Below are 22,061 nucleotides of genomic sequence, written 5' to 3' on the forward strand. Positions count from 1 at the left end.
GGACCAGCGTATTCCTGTTAGGAACATTCCTAGCAGGAAGATACGATCGTGTCCATGCCGGGATTACCCCCCAACGCCTACGCGCTCCTGGGACTGCTCGTCTTCGACGCGAACTCATCCGAATCGGGCGGCATGACGGGCTACGAGCTCAAGCAGCGCGCCGACTTCACCCTCCGCTACTACTGGGTGTCGCCCGCGATGAGTCAGATCTACTCCGAGTTGCGACGACTCGCCACCGAGGGATACGTGGCGGAGGTGGCCGGGGAGGGGGCCACTCGGTATCGGGTCACGCCTGGCGGCGCCGAGGCACTGCAGAGCTGGCTCTTCGAGGGCGAGGTGGGCTTCCCGATCCTCAAGCACCCGGTGGCCCTGCGGCTGCTCATGGGCCGCCTCTCCACTCCGGAACACCTGCAGGGGATGCTCGGGGAGCACCTCGACGACCTCGCCGAGCGTCGCGCCGACCTGCAGGGCGTGCGCGACATGCTCGGCGACGATCACGCGAGACGCTATGCGGCGCTCGTCGCCGACTGGGGGCTCGCGTACTACGACAGCGAGACGAGAATCGTGACGGATCTGCGCGAGCGCCTGGAGTCGATGGACTGAGGCCGCGGGCCCGCCCCGCACGGTCGCGGTTCGGTCCCCCGATCCGGTCGGAGGACACCACGCCGGAGCCGTAACCTGTCGTCCACAACGAGTATCCGTGGGACTTTCTGACTCCTTTTCCGGATACCGTCCGAATGTCGGTGGTGTCGTGTTCACTGGACGCATGACCACCCACGGCGCGGCTCTCCAGGACGCGGTCGCAGTCGCGACCGAGGTCCTCCGCGAGCCCGTGGCCGAGCTCGTCCCAGGTCGGATTCCTGTTGCCGACTACGTGACGTTGCTGAGGGATGTGGAGCGTCTCGGCCGTCTGGTCGACGCGGCCCGCGTCGCGTTGGCCGGGGACGCGGAACAGCGCACCGGCGGACCGATCGACGCCCTCGCTGCCGTCGGGTATGCGTCCGCGGTGGACGCTGTCGCGACGCTCACCGGACTGTCGGATCGGGATGCGAAGAGACGGATCCGTCTGGGCGGGAAGCTCAACGCCGGGGTGTCGCTGACCGGCGCGGAGACCGGGTCGGTCCATCCCTCCGTCGCTCAGGCCGTGTCCGCGGGGAACCTTGGTGTCGATGCAGCGACGATCCTCACCGATGCCCTCGACGGGGTCTCACCACGGGTCGATCCTGTCGTGATCGCCGAGGCCGAAGAGGCACTCGTCAACCTCGCCGCCGGCTCAGACACCCATCCGCCCCTGCGCGGGGACCTCGTCCGTGGACAGGCGCACCTGTTCGTCGAAGCGATCGATCCCGACGGGGTCCGCCCCCGGGAAGAACTAGCACGGCGGAAGCGGCGGTTCACGATCGGACCCGAAACACGGGATGGGCTCATTCCCGTCCACGGGTTGCTGACGTTAGAGATCGGGGCATCGCTGAAGCGCCTCATCGACGCGCACGTTCGCAGGGTCGCGTTCACCGACGGCCCTCACGCTCTGGAAGACGCAACCCAACCCACCGGAAGGGAAGAGCCTGTCGAGCACCTCGACGACCGCACCCCCGCGCAGCGACGCCACGACACCCTCGCGGACATCATCAGCGCCGCGTCGCGTGTGAAGGACGCGCCCGAGCTCGCCGGGACCGCCCCCGCGATCACCGTCACCGTCACGCAGGCGGCACTCGATCACGGGCGCGGGGTCGGAACCATCGATGGCGTCGACACCCCGATCTCTGTTGCGGCGATCGAGAAACTCATCGACTCCCGCGGCATCCAGACCGTCACGATGAACCCGAACCGACGCATCCTCGCCCTCGGATCAGTGCAACGCTGCTTCACCTCCTCGCAACGCAGGGCGATCACGGCGCGGGATGGCGGGTGCGTCATCCCCGGCTGCACCACCCCCGCCGGCTGGTGCGAAGTCCACCACGTCATCCCCTGGAGAGACGGCGGGGAGACGCACACCGACAACGGCGTGCTCCTCTGTTGGGGTCACCACCAGAACATCGACAGCGGACCCTGGCGACTCACCATGCCGAACGGAGTCCCCCACGTCCGAGGACCCGGACACCCCGACTGGACACACACCACAAAAACCCGCACCGGACCACCCCTCACCCGAACCGGGTGACAACCGGCACTCTGGCAACGGACGCTGTGCGTCGTTGCGCTCGTCCTGACGCCCCGTGAACCGGCGCTCCAGCTCACGCGTTCCGATCCGCCGACGGCGTCCGCGACGAACACACCATCAGCGGACAGACCTGTCCGCACCATTCGGAGGCAGACGTGCGCACCCAGGACACCCAGACGACCGACGGCGACGACACCCGTCGCTCGTCCGCGCGACGCGCTCAGCGCGCCCCCGGCGCCCCGCGCCACCCCTGGGGGTGGGCGGCGATCGTCGGAATCGTCGGCGCGGGCGTTTTCCTCGCCGTCGCCGAGCTGATCGCGCTCATCGTGGCGCGCAACGGCAGCCCCGTGCTCGCCCTCGGCTCGTTCGTGATCGACATCGTCCCCCAGTGGGCGAAGGAATTCGCCATCGCGACCTTCGGCGAGAACGACAAGCTCTTCCTGCTCATCAGCCTCGGCGTCGCCATCGTGGTCGCGGCCGCGATCGGCGGCATCCTCCAGTACGTGCGCCCGCCACTCGGCATCATCCTGCTCGCGATCGCAGGCGCTGGCACCACCGTCGCGACCGTCACGCGTGCGGGCGCGACACCCCTCGCGGCTCTCCCCGGCGTGCTCGGCACGATCGCGGGCGCCGTCCTCCTGCACATCCTCGCCGCGCGCCTCCGCCGCTGGTACCGGAGCGCGCAGGAGCCCTCCCTCACGAAGGACCCGGTCGACGGAAAGACGAGCGACGACGCAAAGAACACCCCAGCGCGCCTCGACCGTCGTGGCTTCCTCCGCGTCCTCGGCATCACGAGCGCCGGAGCGATCGTCGTCGGCGTCGGGGCACGTATCGCGAACGCGGCCACCTCGTCGATCACGGCCATCCGCAACGCGGTCAACCTGCCGACCCCGTCCTCCACGGTCACCATCCCCGAGGGCGCGGAGCTCGACATCGACGGCGTCTCCGAGCTCTTCACGCCGAACGAGGACTTCTACCGCGTCGACACGGCCCTCACGGTGCCGAACGTCGACACGTCCACCTGGAGCCTCACCATCACCGGCATGGTCGACAGCCCCGTCACGTTGACGTTCGACGACATCCTCGCGATGGACCTGCGCGAGTTCGTCATCACCCTCACGTGCGTGTCCAACGAGGTCGGCGGAGGCCTCGTCGGCAATGCCCGCTGGCTCGGCATCCCGGTGCGCGAGATCCTGGCGCAGGCGTCGCCGCAGTCCGGCGCCGACATGGTCCTCAGCCGCAGCGTCGACGGCTACACCGCGAGCACGCCGCTCGCGTCCCTCACGGACGACGGCCTCGACGCGATCCTGGCGGTCGGCATGAACGGGGAGCCCCTCCCCCTCGAGCACGGCTTCCCCGTGCGCATGGTCGTTCCCGGCCTCTACGGTTATGTCTCCGCGACGAAGTGGCTGACCGAGTTGAAGGTCACCACCTTCGCCGAGGACGAGGCCTACTGGACGCCGCGCGGCTACAGCGCCGAGGCCCCCATCAAGCTGTCCTCGCGCATCGACACTCCGCGCACCGGCAAGGCGATCGAGGCGGGTCCTGGAAAGGTCGCCGGAATGGCCTGGGCCCAGTCGGTCGGCGTCGAGAAGGTGGAAGTGCGCATCGACGACGGCGACTGGCAGCCCGCCACGATGTCGTCCCCGATCAACGACGACACGTGGGTGCAGTGGTACATCGACTGGGAGCCCGACGCCGGCACCCACTACCTGAGCGTGCGCGCCACGGACAAGGACGGAACCCTCCAGGAGGAGGAGCGCGCCCCGATCGCGCCGAACGGTTCGAGCGGCTGGCAGCGCGTCCTCATCCAGGTGCGATGACTTCCGTGGGGTGACGCCTCCGCCCGCCGTTCAACGGCGATCGGCGACACGAGGTGCCGCCCCACGGAAGCGGACGTGGAAACGGGCTGAGAGGATGGCGGTGTGTCCTCCGTCGTCTCCCTCATCCGCTCGTCCGCGCTCTCCGATGTGGCGGAGTACGCCTATGCGTCGACCGTCCCGGCCGGATCGCGCCTGATCTTCCTCGCCGGATCGTGCCCCCTCGACGCGGACGGAAACACCGTGGCGGTCGGTGACTACGCGGGTCAAGCGGCCGCATGCGTCGCGAACCTGCGGACCGCCCTCGCGGCGGCCGACGCGACGATCGAGGACGTCGTGAGCACACGGGTCCTCGTCGCATCGACCCGGCAGCACGACCTCGTGACCGCCTGGGAGGTCGTCCGCGACGCCTTCGGCCCGCACGACGTCCCGAGCACGCTCATGGGCGTGACCGTGCTGGGCTACGACGACCAGCTCGTGGAGATCGAGGCGACGGCCGCCGTCGCGCGGTGACCCGGCGGATCGGTCGCCGTCTCGGGCCGGCAGGGCTCGCTCGGTCAGGAGTACTGCGGGACCTCCACCCGTTCACCCCCGGCGAGCGCGGAGCGATGGGCGCAGATGCCCGGAGCGGTGAAGTCTGCCGCACGACGCTCATCGACGATCGGTGCGCGGCCATCCACGATGCTCGACACGAACTCGTGCACGAGGAAGGGATGCGACCCGCCGTGATGGGCGCCCACCGAAGCGGGTGCGGGCATGCCCGGGAGATGCACGTCCGTCTCACGGACGAATCGCCGGAGCGGCTCCGGTAGACGTTCCGGGAAGTCTCGTGGTGCGAGCGATTCCTTGACGACCTGGTTGCCGCGCGACCCTGGACGCGGTCCGCTCATCCGGTACACGGTCATGTCGCCCTCGTTGTCCGGTGGCCACTCCACGCCGAGGTGCTCCCCGTACAGCGCGAAACCCTCGACGTACGCGCGTGCCGTCTGGAAGAACGACATCGTGATGTCCGCGACGATGTCCTGGTCGCGGAGCGTGAAGAGGCCGACCTCGGTGGGGAACGGGTTATCGAAGCCACCCGTCCGTCGGGACTCGGGGAGTCGACCGGTGCCGAGGCACGTGACCGACTCCACGGTCGTGTCGAGCAGGCCGAGCACGGGCGAGAGGGCGTGGGTGAGGTAATGCATGGGAGGGAAACCCTGCCAGTACACCGGATAGCCGTCGAGGTTCTGGATGTGGAAGCCGCGGAAAAGCGTCGGCGCCCCGAACTCCCCCCGTCGCAGCATCTCCTCGACGACGAGATACTCGCGCCCGAAGACGGCGGTCTCCATCATCATGTAGGTCGTTCCTGCGGCGTTCTTGGCGGCGATGATGCGCTCCAGATCGTCCAGGGTCGTCGCCATGGGCACGGCGCAGGCGACGTGTTTGCCTGCTTCGAGCGCGGCCACCGCCATGTCGGCATGCAGGAAGACGGGGGCGAGGATGTGAACGGCGTCGATCGCCGGATCGGCGAGCGCATCGGCGATGTCCGCGAACCCGCCTCTCAGCCCGAATCGCCCGGCGACCTCCGCTCGCCGCTGCGCGTCCGGTTCGACGAGGACGACGGTGGCGACCGCGGGGTGGCTCAGATAGATGGGGACGAAGTCCTGCCCGAACCCCAGACCGACGACGGCGATCGTGAGGCCGCTCATGAGAGGCGCACCTCGATCTCCTCGCCCGTGAGGAAATGCACCGGCGAGGTCACGAAGTTGTCGAGATCGGCGCTGGCGGCCATCCCCTCCGGCGATGCGAGGATCGCGGACATCGCATCGGCCGAATTCGCGTACAGCTCGGCCACGAGAATGTACGGGGTCTCCGGGGTGTCGATCCACGACAGGTTCCAGCCCGTGAGTCCCGCCATCCGTTGGGCCACGGGGATGTGGGTCGCTTCGTAGTATCGGCGGAACGCGGCGACGTCCCCGTCGGCCGGCGGGGAGTAGAGGATCGTCATCCGATACATCTCACGCCCCCTGTCCGGCGCGCACCGGTAGCGCGATCCGCGTATAGCTCGACATGTGCTCGATCATCGCGGTCTCCGTCGGCAGCCGCTCCATGCTCGAGGCGCCGAGGAAACCGTCGACGCCGGGAACGTCCCTGATGACCTCGGCGGCCTCCGTCGGACTCGCGATCGGCCCACCGTGGCAGACGATGATGACGTCCGGGTTGACCTCGCGAGCCGCCTCCATGAGTTCGCGGACCTTGATCTTCGAGTCCGCGAGGCTCAGCGCCGTCTGTGCGCCGATCATGCCGGACGTGGTGAGGCCCATGTGGGGCACGATGACGTCCGCGCCGGCTTCGGCCATCGCGACGGCCTCATCGAGGTTCGCGACGTAACTCGCTGTGAACAGATCGAGGGAACGGGCCTCGGCGATCATCTCCGCCTCCTTGTAGAACCCGAGTCCGGTCTCCTCGAGATTCGCCCGGATGATCCCCTCGAAGAGGCAGACCGTCGGGTAGTTCTGCACTCCGGAGAAACCGGCGTCCCTCACATCGCGGAGGAACTTCGGCATGAGTCGGAAGGGATCGGTGCCACAGACACCCGCTACGACGGGGATGTGATCGACGACGGGCAGTATCTCCGAGCCCATGTCCATGACGATCTGGTTCGCGTCGCCGTACGGCATCAGTCCGGCCATCGAACTACGACCGGCCATCCGGTACCGACCGGAGTTGTAGACGACGATGAAGTCGAGGCCCGCCTCCTCCGAGCATTTCGCGGAGAGCCCCGTCCCGGCACCGCCTCCGATGATGGGCCGCCCGTCCGCGATCTTCGCCCGCATCGAGGCGAGGATCTCTGTCCTGGTTGTCATGATGCAGTACCTTCCGTGAGGCCGAGCGCGCGGCTCAGCGTTCGTGTGACCTCCGCGGCGAACCGCGGGTCGTTGATGTGCGTGTCGAGGACGCGCAGCGGGATGTGGTCGTGGAGGTCACGCCGGAGGGCCTCGATGAGGGCCCGGTCGGCCTCGGGATCGTGGAACGGCGCACCCTCGACGGAGATCTGTGAGAACCCGGCGGCGGGGACGAGGACCTCGGTGAAGGTCTCGGCGGCGTTGAGCTTGCGCGCCAGGATCGCCCCCAGTTCCGCGCATTCCTCCGCGTTCGTCCTCATCAGGGTGACGGCGGGGTTGTGTGCGATGAGGAGTCGACCGTCGAACTCGGACGGCACGGAGTCGCGCGCACCGAAGTTGACCATGTCGAGCGCTCCGACGCTCACGACCTGCGGCGTGCCGGTGGCCGCGGCAGCTTCGAGGCGGCCGGGCCCCGCTGAGCAGACCCCGCCGAGGAGCTCGTCGGCGAGTTCCGTCGTGGTCAGGTCGGCGACGGCGGAGAACATCCCGGAGCGGATGAGCGCCTCGAGCGTCCGGCCACCCGTCCCGTTTGCGTGGAACACGTGCGTCTCGATCGACGAGGTCGCGAGCGCATCGTGTACGGCGGTCACGCACGCCGTCGTCACCCCGAACATCGACGCGGCGACGGAACGCGTGGTCACCCCCTCGGCCGTCGTCGCTCCGGAGACCATCCCGATGCAGGCGTCGGCCGCACGGGCGAGGACCGGCACACTGATCGAGTTCAACCCGGCGATGTCGACGACCGGGTACATCATGGTGAGGTCGCTCGTCCCGACATAGGGGCGGGTGTCACCGGCGACGATCGTCGACACGAGGATCTTCGGGATCCCGATGGGCAGCGCCTCGCAGATCCGGCCCATCACGTAGCCGGCGTTGGAGCCTCCCAGCACGATGACGGCCGCGACCTCCCCCGCATCGAACAGACGATGGATCTCGGCGGCGGCTCCGGACGCCATCACCACCATGGCGTCGTTGCGATCACCACGGGACGCGATGTCGACGAGTGGTGAGCCACCGGCTGACGCGACGGCGCACCTGTCGATATCGGCGTGCATCCCCGGGGTACCGAGGACTCCGAAGTCGAGGACAGTGCTCGCGATGCCGGATGCGGCGAGCCGGTCGCGGACGAACGCGTATTCGTCGGACTTCGTATCGAGAGCCCCCGCGAGAACGACCCGGGCGTGCGCCGAGACCACCGTGCCCCGCGTCATTTGACCGCTCCGAGGGACAACCCGCTGATGAGTCGCTTCTGCGTGAACACGAACAGGACGAGAAGCGGGAGCGACGTGAGGACCGCGAGCGCCATGAGCGAGTTCCAGTTCGAGGCGTATGTGGTGTTCTGTTGGGCGAGGAGTCCGCTCACGGGGAGGACGGTCCCTTCCGGCAGGAAGTTGATGGCGTAGACGAATTCGCCCCACGCCGAGATGAAGATGACGCTCAAGACGGTGAAGATGCCGTTCGTGAGCATGGGCACCGTGATGAGGCGGAACGACTGGAACATGCTCGCTCCGTCGATCTCGGCCGCTTCGTAGAGCGCTGGAGGGATGGACAGGACGAACGGTCGCATCAGCATCACGGCGAACGGCAGCAGCAGAGCGATGTCGGCGAGGATGAGGCCAGGGAGCGTTCCGAGGATGCCCCAGCCGGCGAGGACGCTGTACAGCGGGATGACCGTCATGGGTTGCGGCACCATCTGCAGCACGAGGAGGGCGGCGAGGACCACGGCGATCACCCGGGCCCAGCCGTCGCTGATTCGACGGGCGAGGGCGAAGGCCGCGGGGACGGCGAGCGCGAGCACGACAGCGGTGACGATGAGGCCGATCTGGAGCGACGTCACGATCGCACCGAGACCCGAACCGATGACGTTCGCGTACGTGTCGAGCGTGGGCGCGAAGAGTATCGCGTTGGGGTCCCGGAGGACCTGGGTGTTCGTCTTGAGCGAGGTGATGACGATCCAGAGGAGCGGAAGCAGGTAGGCGAGACCGAGCACGACGGCCAGGACGCCGAAGAGGCGCTTGATGCCCGAGGTGATCATTCGGACACCTCCGATCGGATGCTGCGCACGTAGGGGATGGCGATGAGGACGACGAAGAGCATCGAGACGACCGCCACCGTGGCCCCCGTGCTCATCTCGAAGTTCATGAACGCCGAGTTGTACGACTGCACCGGGAGGGTGTTCGTGGCTGTACCCGGTCCGCCCTTCGTGAGCACGTAGAAGAAGTCGAAGCTCTTGAAGGCGTAGAGGACGGTCAGGATCGCGAGGATCCAGAGCGTCGGCCGGAGGAGGGGGAGGACGATCTGGAACCTCGTGCGCCAATAGCCTGCTCCGTCGATCGCGGCCGCCTCGATGACCTCGGCGGGGATCGCGAGTAGCCCCCCACGGAGGATCAGCGTGGAGAACGGGAGGGAGGCCCACGCGACCACGCCGGCGACCGCCCAGAGGGCGAGTGACGGCGAGCTCAGCCAGGAGACGGGTTCGACGCCGACGAGACCGATCAGCCCGTTGACGGCGCCGGAGTCGTCGAGGAGGAACTTCCAGACGCTTCCGCTGACGATCGGGGGAAGCGCCCACACGAACACCATGATGCCGAGGACCAGATTCGTGACCCGACCCCCGACGGCGAGGATCGACGCGGCGAGGAACCCGAGCACGAGGTTCGACGCCAGAAGGACGGCGGCCACGAGGGACGTGCGAAGCGCCGACTGCCACACCTCGGATCCCGACAGGACCTCCGCGAAGTTCTGGAGTCCGATGAAGTCCCACTCCCCGACGATGTTGGTCGGGCCGACGTCGCTCACCGACATGCGGAGGAGCACGAACATCGGGTAGACGGCGAATCCGATGAGGATCGCGGCCGCGGGGAGGAGGTAGACGGCGGGGAGGCGTGCGAATCGCCGCCGCTGCCGCGGGGCGGGGCGCTGTCGGGTCAGTCGCTCCGCCCCTGCTCGTGTGACGGTGGCGGTCATCAGCAGTCCCCGCCCCCTTCCTCGGCTGCCGAGGCGATGTCGGAGATGGCACTCTCGGCGCCCTGCTCCCCCGTCGACTGCCCGGAGATCACGGCGCTCACGGCCTTGCCGAGGGCGGTCTGCATCTCCGCGGTGTTCTCGTTGTTCGGCCAGGTCGCCGGGTCGCTCGCCGCCGCGACGAAGGGCTGCACGAACTCGTCGTCGGCGAGGGCCGGCAGATCAGCGGAGTCGGCACGGATGGGGATGGATCCGGCGGACTGGAAGAGCTTCTCGGACGCGTCCGGCGTCAGAATGGCCTCCTCGAGGAACTTCCACGCGAGATCCGGGTTCTCGGACTGCGCGCCGATGGCGAAGCCCTCCCCTCCCGGGAACACCTGGCTCTTGCCGCCGTCCGGGGCCGGGTACTGGGCGGTGCCGTACGAGAAGCCGGCGTCTGCGACGTTCCCGAGCTGCCAGTTGCCGTTGAAGGCGAACGCGTACTTGCCGGTCACGAACTGCTGCCACGAGGCGTTCTGGTCCCAGGTGGCTGCCGACAGAGGGATGTAGCCCGCGTCGGACCACGCGTCCAGTCGCTCGAAGGCCGCGGTCACCTTGCTGCCCTCGAAGTTGCAGTAGTCGACCCCCTCGCCGAGAAGCTGGGGGGCGAACAGCCACGCCCCCTCGACGGAGGGCGCCCCGCTCAGGGCGAGACCTTCGTGAGTCCCATCGGCCGTCACCGTCTCGAGTGCGCTCTCCATCTCGCTCAGCGTGGTGGGGGGCTCGATCCCGTATTCGGCGAGGATGTCCTCGTTGTAGTACATCCCGAGGAGGTTCGTAGCGGGGAGGAGGTTGTAGACCTTCCCGTCGCTCTGCCAGACCGCGCCATCGGGGAACTGGTCGCTATCGGCGTAGTCCTCCCAATACGGCGTGAGATCGGCCATGACCTTCCCGGCGACGAGGGTCGGGAAGTCGACGACGATGTTGTTGATGAAGAGGTCGGGTGTGGTCCCCGTGGCAACCGAGGCGAGGAGCTTCTGGTCCTGCTGATCGCCGACGGTCTCGACGAGGTTGATGTCGATGTCGGGGTTGGCGTCTTCGAATTCGGACACCTGACCCTCGAGCCAGGTCTTCTGGGCTCCCTGGTAGTAGGACCAGAACGTGAGCGTGGTCTTCCCGTCGGAATCGCCGGACGGGTTCGACGAGATCGCGCATCCCGTCAGGGGCAGGAGCGCGACCGCTCCGATCGCGATGGCGGCTTTCGTTCGCCGTGCGGAGTTCTTCATCAGGGCGTCATTGCTCCTTCACTCGGGATCCGACGCGCACCGCGACGATCGAGAGCCGTCGGCGATGACGCGTGCCGCCGGGTCGGACCCGGGCGGATTGTGATGAGCGTAAGACGCTTTATGTTGGCTGTCAACGAAAAGATGATCTATTCTGAATGAATAGACGCCTCCTTCCGATGATTCGGGCATAATCCAAGGGACACTCCGAGACGCCGACCAGGAAGGGAGCCATGACCCACAGTCAACCCGCGCCCCTCACGACGACACGGGTCCTTCCCTCCGCGCGCGCGGACGGGGCGGGCCACCTGCTCGGCCTCATCCGCTCGGCACAGACCGCGACGGTCTCCGAGATGGCGGCTGGTCTCGGCGCATCCCGCTCCACAGTCATGGTGCGCCTCCAGGCCCTCGTGGACGCGGGGCTCGTGGTCGCGAAGGCCCCGGCGAACGGAGCACGGGGAAGACCGGCCACCTCGTACGTCTTCGATCCCTCGAGCGCCGCCCTCCTCGCTGCGCAACTCGGGATGACGGGCTGCCGACTCGCGGTCACCGACCTGGCCGGAGAGATCCTCGGTTCGCGTTACATCGACGTCGATCTCCGACTCGGACCCGCTCGACTCACAGCCGACATGATCGCGGCCTACGACGACATCCTCGGCGAGCTCGGTCGCGAGCCGTCTGCGGTCGTCGGCATCGGCCTCGGGATGCCGAGTTCCATCGAGATGCTGAGCTACTCGCGCTCGCTCGGCGTCACCGGCGCGGATTGGGACGACTCCGGAATCATCGACGAGTTGTCGCGCCGGTACGACGCGCCGGCCTTCGTCGACCTCGACGTCAATCTCCTCGCCCTGGCCGAGCGGCGCACGACCTGGCCGGACGTCGAGGTCTTCGTGTGCGTCAAGCTCGGCACCCTCATCGATGCCGCCATCGTGGTGAACGATACCCCCATCCGCGGTGTCGGGAACGCAGCGGGGGCGCTCGGACACCTCAAGGTCGCTGGATCGGTCGAACCGTGCACGTGCGGCGGGATCGGCTGCCTCGACGCCGTCGCGGGCGGAGGGGCGCTCGTGAAGCAGCTCCAGGCTGCCGGGTTCGACATCACCCACGTCTCGGATGTGATCCGCCTGGTCAACGTCGGCCAGCCCGAGGCACTGCTCGCCGTCCGAGAGGCGGGCCGCCGCATCGGGGAGGCCCTCTCGACGATCGTCAACCTCCTGAATCCTGCCGTCATCTCGACCTGGGGCTATCTCACGGGGGCCGAGTCCGTCCTGTTCGCAGGCATCCGGGAGGGGCTCTACCAATCGGCGCTCCCTCGTTCCAGTGAGGACCTCCAGCTGATCGTCACGGCTCTCGGCGAGTCGGCCGGTGTCCGCGGGGCAGCGATGCGTGTCATCGACGAGGTGCTCGAACCGTCGACGCTCGATCGCTCGCTCGAGTCCGGCCGCTTCCCTTCTCGCCGCTGAGCGGACCGAGGCGACGGCCGCCGTCGCGCACGACGAACGCTGACGCCCCTGGCGGGTGTCGGAGGTCGCGGGCATACTCGCAGCATGACTGACGATGCAACCGGCGGACCGGCCACCGCGGTCACTTCACCCCCGAACGTCCTCCCCGCCGTCCCCATGGACACCACGTCGGACAAGACGGTCCTGCTCTCCTACCTCCGCGTCAGGCGCCGCGACCTGCTCGCGAAGCTCGACGGCCTCTCCGACTACGACGTGCGCCGTCCGCTGACGCCGTCGGGGACGAATCTGCTCGGGCTCGTGAAACACGTCGCGAGTTGCGAGCTCGACTACTTCGGCGTCGTCTTCGATCGACCGACCCGATCGCTGCCGTGGATGGCCGACGACGCCGAGCCCGAGTCCGACATGTGGGTCACGGAGCATGAGAGCCGCGAGAGCGTCGTGGAGCTGCACCACTACTCGGCCCGCGTCAGCGACGCCACGATCGAGGAGCTCCCGCTCGACGCCACCGGCCGCGTGCCGTGGTGGCCGGCCGACCGGGCCACGGTCACCTTGCAGCAGATCCTCGTGCACATGTGCGTGGAGACCGCGCGTCACGCGGGGCATGCGGACATCCTCCGCGAGCTGCTCGACGGCGCTCTCGGCAACGGCGCGGGTGATCCGAACATCGCCGGGCGTACGGCCGAGAACTGGGCGGCGCATCGCGAGCGGATCGAGAAGGCGGCCGCCACCTTCCGGTGACGGCCGCCTCGAACGTGACTAGCGCGTGAGGATCGCCGCGGCACGCCCGCCCAGCTCGAAGGCGCCTCGGGCGACGCCCGTGGTCCCGTCGGTGGAGACGAGCACACGTCCGGTGACGTCGAGTGTCGCCGTGGACTCGCCGAGGTTCACGACGATGGTCAGGTCACCCGGCTCGGCGCCCCGGTGGATGACGAGAGTGCGTGCGCCCTCGTCCACCTCCACGGACGTGCGGGCGAGTCGCGGATCCGTGAGTTCGGGACGCGCCTTACGCAGCGCGATGAGAGCGCGATAGAGCTCGAGCATGCGCGTATGCGCGGTGTCCTGCTGCCGCATCGTGTGGCCGGCGACATGCGCGAACGACGCATCCGACACCTGGGCCTCGTCCGGGTGCAGCGTCTCGCCGTCGGCGTCGAGCGGAAGCGCCCCCTCGCTCGGGTAGGGCTCCGACCAGTCGAGCTTCGACCGCGTGAACGTCTCCGGGTCCTGCGGGTCCGGCACGACGTCCGGGTCCCAGCCCATCTTCTCGAACTCGGCGATGCGCCCCTCGGCCGTGGCCTTCCCGAGTTCGGGCTCGGGGTGGGAGGTGAAGAACTGCCACGGCGTCGACGCCGCCCACTCCTCGCCCATGAAAAGCATCGGCGTGAACGGGGCGGTGAGGGTGAGCACGGCGGCGATCGCGAGGCCGCCCGGGTCCACCGTCTCCGCGAGCCTGTCGCCCGTCGCTCGGTTCCCGATCTGGTCGTGGTCCTGGTTGAAGACGACGAGCTTCCAGGCGGGGGTCCGCTCGAGGTCGATCGGTCGACCGTGGTCGCGGCCACGGAACGACGAATGCGACCGGGCGTGGAAGAAGCCGCGCTCGAGCACGTGCCCGAGGGCGGAGAGCGGCTCGAAGTCCTCGTAGTAACCGGTGGTCTCGCCCGACACGGCCACGTGAACGGCGTGGTGGAAGTCGTCGCTCCACTGCGCCGTGAGCCCGTAGCCGTGGGCCTCGCGCGACCGGATGAGGCGCGGGTCGTTGAGGTCGGACTCGGCGATGAGGGTGAGCGGACGACCCAGGTGCGCTGAGAGAGCGTCGACCTCCTCGGCGATCTCCTCGAGGATGTGCACGGCCCGGTGATCGACGAGGGCGTGCACCGCGTCGAGCCGAAGCCCGTCCACGTGGAAGTCGCGTAGCCACATGAGCACGTTGTCGACGACGTAACGACGGACCTCGTCCGAGTGCTCCTCGTCGAGGTTGAGGGACGAGCCCCACGTGTTGGCCTTGCCCTCGTGCAGGTACGGGGCGAACTGCGGCAGGTAGTTGCCGCTCGGTCCGAGGTGGTTGTAGACCACGTCCTGGATCACGGCGAGCCCGCGCTCGTGGCAGGCCTCCACGAAGCGGCGGTAGGCGTCGGGCCCTCCGTAGGTCTCCTGCACGGCGTACCAGAGCACGCCGTCGTAACCCCAGTTGTGGGTTCCGTTGAAGGCGTTCACGGGCAGCACCTCGACGGCGTCGATCCCGAGCTCGACGAGGTGGTCGAGGCGCGTGATCGCGGAGTCGAGCGTGCCCTGCGGGGTGAACGTGCCCACGTGCATCTCATAGATGACGGCGCCTGCGAGCTGACGTCCCGTCCACGACGTGTCGCTCCACTCCCACGCGAGCGGGTCGTCGGTACGGCTGAGGCCGTGAACGCCCTCGGGCTGCCGGCGCGACCGCGGGTCGGGGACCGGCGTGGTGGCGTCGTCGAGGAGATAGCCGTAGTCGTGCCCCTCCGGACCGGGGACGACGGGCGTCTCGGGCGTCCACCAGCCGTCGCCGTCGGCGCGCATCGGCAGGCGCGCGCCGTCGAGCTGGAGGGTGACGGACTGGGCCTTCGGCGCCCACACGTCGAGGATGGGTCGGGTCATGAGTGGTCTGCCTTCTGGGTGGAGGAGCTGTGGGAGGCGGGATCGGATCCGGTCTCGTCGAGGGTCTCGTCGCTCGAGTCCGAGTCGTCGCTCGTGTCGTCGTCCGGCACGGGCGCGAGCAGCGCGACGGGCAGCAGGTCGAGCAGTTGCGCGACCTCCTCTATGCCGTCGACGCCGCGACCGGTGAGCACGTCGACGTAGGAACCCGCCGGGATCGTCACCGTGGTGTCGCCCCAGCCGCCGCGCTCGGCGAGACCGAGCGGGAGCCGCGTCGCGAGCGCGATGGCGCCGGATCCGCCGTCACCGTACGCGACGGCGACGAGGTGATCCGCAGCGGACCCCTCCACGTCGAGCGGCGTGTAGGAGCCGAACAGGTCGGAGCGGTCGCGGCGGAGCCGCAGTGTGGAGGCGGTCACGAGCAGCTTGGCGGCTCCCGAGTCGTCGATCGCCGGCACCTCGCCGTCGTCGATCGCGGCGAGGATCGCACGACGCTCCGCGTAGTCCACGGGGCGTCGGTTGTCGGGGTCCACGAGCGACAGGTCCCACAGCTCGCTGCCCTGGTACACGTCGGGAACGCCCGGCCCGGTGATCTGGAGCAGCTTCACGCCGAGCGAGTTGCTGCGACCGGCGCCGAGGACACGCTCGACGATGCGCTCCACGACGCCCCGGGCACCGGCGTCGTCAAGGGTCGCGTCGACGAAGGCGTGCATCGTCTTCTCGTACTCCTCGTCGGCCGCGGTCCACGCCGTCGACGTCTCGGCCTCGCGCGACGCCTTCTCGGCGTAGGCGTGGAGGCGTTTCCGGTACTCGGCGAGCGCCGTCTCGTCCGCGAGCACGGCGGCGGTCGGCCACGAGCCGACGATCGCCTGGGCCAGGAGGTTGTCGAACGGCCCGTCGCTCGTGCCGACGGCCTCGCGCAGCGCGTCGAGCGCCTGCGTCCACTCGTCGGGTATCTCGGCGAGCACGCTGATGCGCGCGCGCACGTCCTCGCTGCGCTTCGTGTCGTGGGTGGAGAGGGTCGTCATGCTGAGCGGCAGGTTCTCGAGCCGATCGGCCTGACGCGCGTGGAACTCGGCGACGTCCACCGCGAACTCGTCGGGCTCAGCACCCACCTCGGTGAGGGTCGTGAGCCGCGTCCACCGGTAGAACGAGCGGTCCTCGACGCCCTTCGCCATGACCATGCCGGACGTCTGCTGGAAGCGCTTCGCGACGTCGGTCGTGGGGTCGGAGAGGACGGGGACGAGGGCGTCGATCGCGTCGGCGAGCTCCGGGCGACGGCGGCGCGCCGAGTCGGCGGCCGTGTAGAGGTCGTCGATCCCATCCGAGTACGTCTCGGTCGGCGTCTCGCCCTCGACGGGCGCGGCGAGGTAGGAGCGGTAGACGGGGAAGCACGCGAGGAGCTCCGCGATCGCCTCGTGCGCGTCGGCGCCCGATCCGCCGCCGGCATCGGCGTCGAGGAGCGGGGCGACCTCGCGGGCGAGGCGGGCGACTTCGGAGCCGAGGATGCCGTCGGTCACCTCACGCTTGCCGTCGTGGATCATGTCGGCCCACACCACGGGATCGGTGCCGCGGAGGCGCGTGTCGAGGGCGTCGAGGGCCTGCTCCCCCGCCGGGTCCACGAACACGCGGTCGATCGTCGCGAGGGCGTCGTAGCCCGTCGTTCCGTCGGTCTGCCAGTGAGCCGGCATGCGCTCGGCGACACCGCGGTGGCGGGCGAGGATCTTCTCGATGAGCACGTAGGCGCCGCCGGTCGCCTCGGCGAGGGCGTCGAGGTAGGCGCCCGGGTCGCGCAATCCGTCCGGGTGGTCGGCGCGCAGGCCGTCGGCGAGGCCGTCGCGGATCCACCCGACGATCGTCTCGTGAGACTCCGCGAACACCCACGGCACCTCGACGCGGATGGCGGCGAGCGTGTTGACGGCGAAGAAGCGGCGGTAGTTCAGTTCCGCGTCCGCCCGACGCCAGTTGACGAGCTCGTACGACTGCGCCGCGTGCACCCGCACGGGATCGGAGTCGGCGCCGTCCGGAGCCGTGCCCTCGGCCACGGGGTACTCGGTGTCGTAGTAGAAAAGGCGCAGCGCGCCGTCGGCGGTGGTCTTGAGCTCGAGCTTGCCGAGCTCCCCACCGGCGTCCGCGGGGTCGTCGTCGCCGAGCACGGGGATGCGGAGCTTGCCGTTCCCGAAGTCCCAGTCGACGTCGAAGGCCTCGGCGTAGCGGGAGTCGCGCCCCTTCTCCAATACGTCCCACCACCACACGCTCTGCACGGGCGTGGCGACACCCACGTGGTTCGGCACGATGTCGACGAGCACGCCGAGACCGTGCGAGCGGGCCGACGTGGAGAGCGCGCGGAACGCCCCCTCACCGCCGCGCTCCGGGTCGACCCGGGAGTGGTCGGTCACGTCGTAGCCGTGGGTCGAGCCCTTCTCGGCCTGGAGGATGGGCGAGAGGTACACCCAGTCGGCGCCGAGCGACGCGATGTAGTCGGTGACCTCGGCGGCCTGCGTGAGGTCGAATCCCTCGTGGATCTGGAGCCGGTACGTCGAGATCGGCGTCTTCTGCGGAACGGGGCGGGGCATGGGTCTCCTCGGGAGGTCGAGAGGGTGTGCTCACCGCAGCGGAGCGGATGCACGTCCCATACTGCCGCTCACGCCCCACTCGCGGAGGGACTTGCGCACGCCCGCCCGACCCGTCCGCTTCCCGAAGGCCCTACTCCCGAGCGAGGGCGCCACATAGAGGTGGCGCCCTCGACAGCTAATTGGTGCCGTCGGTCGAGCTCGTGGGCTCGGCCGGGCTCGTGGGCTCGGCCGAGCTCGTGGGCTCGGCCGAATTCGGCTCGTCCGTGTTCGAGCCGTCCGCGTTCGGCTCGTCCGCGTTCGACTCGTCCGCGTTCGACTCGTCCGCGCTCGAGCCGTTCTCGATCGTGCTGCACGTGTCGCCGGAGTCTGCGAGGGGCTGCACTGCGACGAAGGGGAACGCCGCCTGCTCGAACGTGGCCGGATCGGGGCGGACGTCCCCGGGACCGAATCGGGCGTCGAACAGCGGGAAGACGTTCCATCCGGAACCGGGATTGGTGTCCGGGTTGGGCACCACCGCCGTCTCGTTCCCCTCCTCGTCGTATGTGATGAACCAGTCGTCAGAACCGGCCTCGCCGGCCTCGAGCGGGTTCCCGTCCTGGTCGAAGAGCTGCACTCCCGAGATCGGATTCCCTGCGCAGTCGTACGCGAACACATTGGTGACGGACATTCCGTTGGCGCTCAGCTGCTCCATCGGCACCTGCTCCACGCTGTACGAGTACTGCGTCCCGATCGCGAGAGCACGGACGGGTGCGGCGATCATGAAGGGAAGGGCCAGAATGACGACACCACTCACGATGGTCTTCGCGATCCGCATCCAGGGCCACGGCATCCAGCGGCCACGCCCCCACTGAACGCTCGCCACGACGAACACCCCGAGCAGACCCCAACCGGCCGCGGTGTCCGGCACGTCGCCGCTCGCATTCATCCCGATGGTCAGCCGGAACACCGCCCAGCCACGCAGCACCCACCACACGGGACGGAGCGCAAGGAGGAAGTCGAGCGTCCTCGCCACGACCGGGTTGTCCCGCTGCTCGCGCACCCACGCCGAGGTTTTCCGCCCCAGCCGCTTGTACGCTCCGAACCATTCCCCGCTCGCATGCTCGCGCCGAGGAGGCAGTCCCGCCGCGGCGCGGAGCTCGTCCGCATATGCGCGGGCGTCTCCGAGGGGCTCGTCCGAGTCCTCCCGCCGATCGAAGAGGTCGGCCTCGAGCCCGTCGACGAGGTCCTCGACGTCGTCGGCCGGCAGGTCGTCCAGGTGGGAACGGACCGCGGCCGCGAAGGCGACGACCTCGTCGTCCGCGGCCGCGACGCCGTCGCCGTCGCCGTCGAGGGTGTCGCCGCGGGTACCGGTGAACGTCATCGTGAAACTCCGATCGTGGGGAGGGCGTCGGCGGCGGGCGGGCCGTCGATCACGCGGGTGAGAGTGGCCGAGAATTCGGCCCAGGCGGCGCGTTGCGATGCGAGCATCTCGCGGCCCTCCCGGTTGATGCCGTAGTACTTGCGGTGCGGTCCACCGTCGGACGGCACCACGTAGGTGGTGAGCGCGCCCGCGGCGTACAGGCGACGCAGGGTGCCGTAGACGGACGCCTCGCCGACGTCGTCGAGCCCGGCCGTGCGCAGCCGGCGGACCACGTCGTAGCCGTAGCCGTCGTCCTGCTCGATCACCGCGAGGACCGCGGCGTCGAGGACTCCTTTGAGCAATTGGGTGGTGTCCATGGTGCCTCCTGGAATGGACAGTACCACGCACTGCACAGTACCGCGAGGAACACGACAGCGGCGCGTCCCGGCGATTGAGGGCGGCAATTGAGCCTTGAGGGCGCCACTCCCAGGTGTAGCCCTCGATCGGGACTAGCCCCCTGGCGATCGCCACGACGGCGATGCGCCATCCACGGGCGATGTAGATTCAATATATTCATTCGAAGCCCCGCGATCGGGGCCGCCGAGACCGCCGGAACGGAGGCGCACGTGCTCTATCGCCAGGTGTACGACGCCCTGCGGAAACGCATCATCGACGGCGATCACGCCGTGGGGGACAAGCTGCCGAGCGAGGCGGAGCTGTCGGAGGAGTACTCGGTCAGCTCGATCACGGTGAAGCGCGCGCTCGACCTGCTCCGCACCGACGGGCTCATCGTGCGCCGCCCCCGTCTCGGCACCTTCGTGACGAGCGCGACGCCGACGGGCGCGGCGACACCTCCCGCCGTGCAGCGCACGCGCCCCCTCATCGGCTGCGTCGTCACGAACTTCGACGACACCTTCGGCAGCCGCGTCGTCGAGGGACTGCTCTCCGGGGCCGGCGTCGACGACCCCGTGATCCTCATGCGGTCGATGGGCGACCACGACCTCGAGGACGCGAGCATCCGCTCCCTCATCGACTCGGGCGTCGCCGGCCTCGTGCTCCAGCCGAGCTCCTCGGAGTTCATCCCGCCCGCCGCCCTCGAACTCGTGACGAAGCAGTTCCCCCTCGTGATCCTCGACCGGGTCTTCGACGGCATCCCGGTCTCCGCCGTGCGCTCCGACAACCTCTCCGGCGCGATGAGCGCGACGGGACACCTCTTCGAACTCGGCCACGAGGCCGTCGGCTTCCTGAGCGCCGCGAGCCACGTGTCCTCGAGCGAGGAGCGCCGGAACGGCTGGGTGCACGCGCACGCCGCGTTCCACCACACCCTCGACGACACCGCCGAGCTGCGCACGCTCGACTCCACGATCCCCGGCAGCACGACGAGCGCCGAGCAGGACATCGAGCGCCTCCAGGAGTTCGTCGCGGCGCATCCCCACATCACCGCGTACCTCGCGGGCGAATACAACATCGCGCTGCTGCTGCGGGAGGCGTGCCGGCGGCTCGGCCTGAGCATCCCCGCCGACATCTCCGTCGTGTGCTTCGACCACCCCGACGCCGCCTTCGACGCCGGCCTCTTCCGCTTCACGCACGTGCGACAGCAGCAGACCACGATCGGCGAGCGGGCCATCGAGGCCGTGCGCGCGCAGATCGCCGCCCCCGGCTCGATCGAACGCATCCTCCTGCCGACGGAGCTCGTCGAGGGCGCCTCGACCGCCGCACCGCCCGCCCACTGACGACGGGGGCCGGCCGACAGGGGCGAGACGCCCCCTCGCGTCTCGCCCCTGTCGTGGCGTGTCAGACCGTCGTGGGGTGTGAGGCCGTCGTGGCGTGTCAGGCCGTCGCGGTCCGCTCGACGCGCACGCGCTGCTCGATCGCCATGATCGCGCTCACCTGCGTCGAGTAGGGGATCGACTCGTCGGACCGCTCCGACCAGTCGTTCGCCGGCCGCAGCCACTCGCCGTCGAACGCCGTCTCCCAGAGCCGGTCGGTGCCGCGCCGCACGAAGTCGTCGAACTCGGCGCGACCGGGCTCTCCGAGCTCGTCGACGAGCTCGCCGAGGTAGCGGTAGAAGACCCCCTTGAAGAGCCCCTCGTCTCCGCCCTCGCCCTCGTCCCGGAAGACGGAGCCGTCGCTCAGCTCGGCGATCGCCACCCGCGCCGTGCGCACGGCCCTCTCGAGCAGCGCACGGTCGCCCGTGCTGCGGGCCAGCTCCACCACGGCCCCGATGTAGAGCCCCTGGTTGTAGGTGAACCGCCACTGCGTGTCGACGCGGCCGTCCCCCTCGCGGTTGACGCCGTCCTCCACGAAGCCGTCGGGGCCGACGAGGGTGCGCTCGAGCCACGCGAGCGCCGTGGTCGCGTGGCCGCGCAGGTCGCGACCCTGCAGGACCGCCTCCGGGACGTCGCGCTCGAGCCGCAGGGCGAGGATCACGAGCGGACCGTTCGCCGGCGTGTTCTTGTACTCGAGCTGCTGCTTCCTCCACGCGAGGCTCGCTCCCCCGGCGTCGTTCCAGCCCTCCGCGATCACGTGGTCCCAGATCGCGAGGGCGTCTTCCCGGTAGGAGTCGGCACCCGTCGCGTGGTGCAGCCGGAGGATCGCGAGCGCGAACCACAGCATGTCGTCGAAGTAGTCGTTGAACAGCTGACCGCCGTTCCGCTCGACGATGTTGCGGTACGTCTCCTCCGCCTGGTCCCGCCATGCGGTGTCGCCCGTGCGCTCGAACGCGTCGAGCCGGGCGTCCATCACGTGGGCGAGCCACCAGTAGTTGAACGTCTCGGGCACTCCTGTCCCGGCGGGGTGGCTGTTCTCGAGGAACTGCGGCCATGCCGTTCCGAAGTAGTGGTCGAGGCTGCGCTGGGCGACGTCGGCGCGCTCGGACCAATCGGCGGCGGTCGTGGACGGGGTGACGGCGGTGCTGGTGGTGGTCATGGGTTCTCCGTTCGAGGGGGAAGGGGTGCGTGGCTGTG

General features: G+C 69.1%; 19 protein-coding genes. 7 read left to right on the top strand and 12 right to left on the bottom strand.

The annotated features are described in order from the left end of the window. Positions 1-54: 54 nt before the first annotated feature. The 4 genes from CLV49_RS06520 to CLV49_RS06535 all read left to right on the top strand — a co-directional run bounded on the left by CLV49_RS06520 (position 55) and on the right by CLV49_RS06535 (position 4,494). A complete protein-coding gene (locus CLV49_RS06520; RefSeq protein ID WP_106562815.1) occupies positions 55-603 on the top strand; it encodes a PadR family transcriptional regulator in 549 nt (182 codons plus the stop codon). Between the two features lie 163 nt (positions 604-766). Next, positions 767-2,161: an HNH endonuclease signature motif containing protein gene (locus CLV49_RS06525; RefSeq protein WP_106562816.1), complete on the top strand. Its 1,395-nt coding sequence runs from the start codon at positions 767-769 to the stop codon at positions 2,159-2,161. 266 nt (positions 2,162-2,427) lie between these two features. Beyond that, complete coding sequence (locus CLV49_RS06530) at positions 2,428-3,984, top strand: molybdopterin-dependent oxidoreductase (RefSeq protein ID WP_243696715.1); 1,557 nt, start codon at positions 2,428-2,430, stop codon at positions 3,982-3,984. A 102-nt stretch (positions 3,985-4,086) separates the two neighbouring features. Beyond that, positions 4,087-4,494 (top strand): RidA family protein, encoded by a 408-nt coding sequence (locus tag CLV49_RS06535; protein WP_106562818.1) that lies wholly within the window; start codon positions 4,087-4,089, stop codon positions 4,492-4,494. A 44-nt stretch (positions 4,495-4,538) separates the two neighbouring features. On the opposite strand, the gene CLV49_RS06540 is transcribed toward CLV49_RS06535, so the two are convergent. Genes CLV49_RS06540 through CLV49_RS06570 form a run of 7 tightly spaced genes read right to left on the bottom strand, consistent with a single transcriptional unit; the run spans position 4,539 to position 11,098 of the window. Beyond that, on the bottom strand, positions 4,539-5,672 hold the full coding sequence (locus tag CLV49_RS06540) for a Gfo/Idh/MocA family protein (RefSeq protein WP_106562819.1): 1,134 nt from the start codon (positions 5,670-5,672) through the stop codon (positions 4,539-4,541). Next, positions 5,669-5,971 (bottom strand): EthD family reductase, encoded by a 303-nt coding sequence (locus CLV49_RS06545; RefSeq protein WP_208019818.1) that lies wholly within the window; start codon positions 5,969-5,971, stop codon positions 5,669-5,671. The genes CLV49_RS06540 and CLV49_RS06545 overlap by 4 nt, the downstream gene beginning before the upstream one ends. A gap of 10 nt (positions 5,972-5,981) precedes the next feature. Continuing rightward, positions 5,982-6,830, bottom strand: coding sequence for a phosphoenolpyruvate hydrolase family protein (locus CLV49_RS06550; protein WP_106562821.1), 849 nt, complete (start codon positions 6,828-6,830; stop codon positions 5,982-5,984). Further along, entirely contained in the window at positions 6,827-8,080 is a 1,254-nt protein-coding gene (locus CLV49_RS06555; RefSeq protein ID WP_106562822.1) for a Tm-1-like ATP-binding domain-containing protein, read from the bottom strand. Before CLV49_RS06555 ends, CLV49_RS06550 begins: the two co-directional genes overlap by 4 nt. Further along, a complete protein-coding gene (locus tag CLV49_RS06560; RefSeq protein ID WP_106562823.1) occupies positions 8,077-8,904 on the bottom strand; it encodes a carbohydrate ABC transporter permease in 828 nt (275 codons plus the stop codon). Before CLV49_RS06560 ends, CLV49_RS06555 begins: the two co-directional genes overlap by 4 nt. Continuing rightward, a complete protein-coding gene (locus CLV49_RS06565; protein WP_106562824.1) occupies positions 8,901-9,836 on the bottom strand; it encodes a carbohydrate ABC transporter permease in 936 nt (311 codons plus the stop codon). Before CLV49_RS06565 ends, CLV49_RS06560 begins: the two co-directional genes overlap by 4 nt. Further along, positions 9,836-11,098 carry an ABC transporter substrate-binding protein gene (locus tag CLV49_RS06570; protein ID WP_106562825.1) on the bottom strand — a complete coding sequence of 421 codons (1,263 nt, stop codon included), beginning with the start codon at positions 11,096-11,098 and terminating at the stop codon, positions 9,836-9,838. Before CLV49_RS06570 ends, CLV49_RS06565 begins: the two co-directional genes overlap by 1 nt. Positions 11,099-11,328: 230 nt before the next feature. Between CLV49_RS06570 and CLV49_RS06575 the strand changes: the two genes are divergently transcribed. Together CLV49_RS06575 and CLV49_RS06580 are read left to right on the top strand one after the other, a co-directional pair. Next, on the top strand, positions 11,329-12,558 hold the full coding sequence (locus CLV49_RS06575; protein WP_106562826.1) for an ROK family transcriptional regulator: 1,230 nt from the start codon (positions 11,329-11,331) through the stop codon (positions 12,556-12,558). A 156-nt stretch (positions 12,559-12,714) separates the two neighbouring features. Continuing rightward, on the top strand, positions 12,715-13,296 hold the full coding sequence (locus tag CLV49_RS06580; protein ID WP_106562827.1) for a DinB family protein: 582 nt from the start codon (positions 12,715-12,717) through the stop codon (positions 13,294-13,296). 18 nt (positions 13,297-13,314) lie between these two features. Here the strand turns inward: CLV49_RS06580 and treZ are convergent, their stop codons facing one another. From treZ to CLV49_RS06600, 4 genes are all read right to left on the bottom strand, one after another. Then, the gene (gene treZ / locus CLV49_RS06585) at positions 13,315-15,183 is read right to left on the bottom strand and encodes a malto-oligosyltrehalose trehalohydrolase (protein WP_106562828.1); all 1,869 of its coding nucleotides are present in this window, start codon (positions 15,181-15,183) and stop codon (positions 13,315-13,317) included. After that, positions 15,180-17,756, bottom strand: coding sequence for a malto-oligosyltrehalose synthase (treY, locus tag CLV49_RS06590; protein WP_106562829.1), 2,577 nt, complete (start codon positions 17,754-17,756; stop codon positions 15,180-15,182). The genes treZ and treY overlap by 4 nt, the downstream gene beginning before the upstream one ends. A gap of 175 nt (positions 17,757-17,931) precedes the next feature. Beyond that, a complete protein-coding gene (locus CLV49_RS18305) occupies positions 17,932-19,116 on the bottom strand; it encodes a hypothetical protein (protein ID WP_158261921.1) in 1,185 nt (394 codons plus the stop codon). Then, positions 19,113-19,472, bottom strand: a complete 360-nt coding sequence (locus tag CLV49_RS06600; RefSeq protein ID WP_106562831.1) for a PadR family transcriptional regulator — start codon at positions 19,470-19,472, stop codon at positions 19,113-19,115. The genes CLV49_RS18305 and CLV49_RS06600 overlap by 4 nt, the downstream gene beginning before the upstream one ends. Positions 19,473-19,721: 249 nt before the next feature. Here CLV49_RS06600 and CLV49_RS06605 point away from each other — a divergent pair, with 249 nt between their 5' ends. Beyond that, positions 19,722-20,828, top strand: coding sequence for a GntR family transcriptional regulator (locus tag CLV49_RS06605; RefSeq protein WP_158261922.1), 1,107 nt, complete (start codon positions 19,722-19,724; stop codon positions 20,826-20,828). Between the two features lie 97 nt (positions 20,829-20,925). On the opposite strand, the gene CLV49_RS06610 is transcribed toward CLV49_RS06605, so the two are convergent. Then, on the bottom strand, positions 20,926-22,023 hold the full coding sequence (locus CLV49_RS06610; RefSeq protein ID WP_106562833.1) for a glycoside hydrolase family 76 protein: 1,098 nt from the start codon (positions 22,021-22,023) through the stop codon (positions 20,926-20,928). Positions 22,024-22,061 lie beyond the last annotated feature (38 nt).

This window comes from Labedella gwakjiensis, from assembly GCF_003014675.1.
GTDB lineage: Bacteria > Actinomycetota > Actinomycetes > Actinomycetales > Microbacteriaceae > Labedella > Labedella gwakjiensis.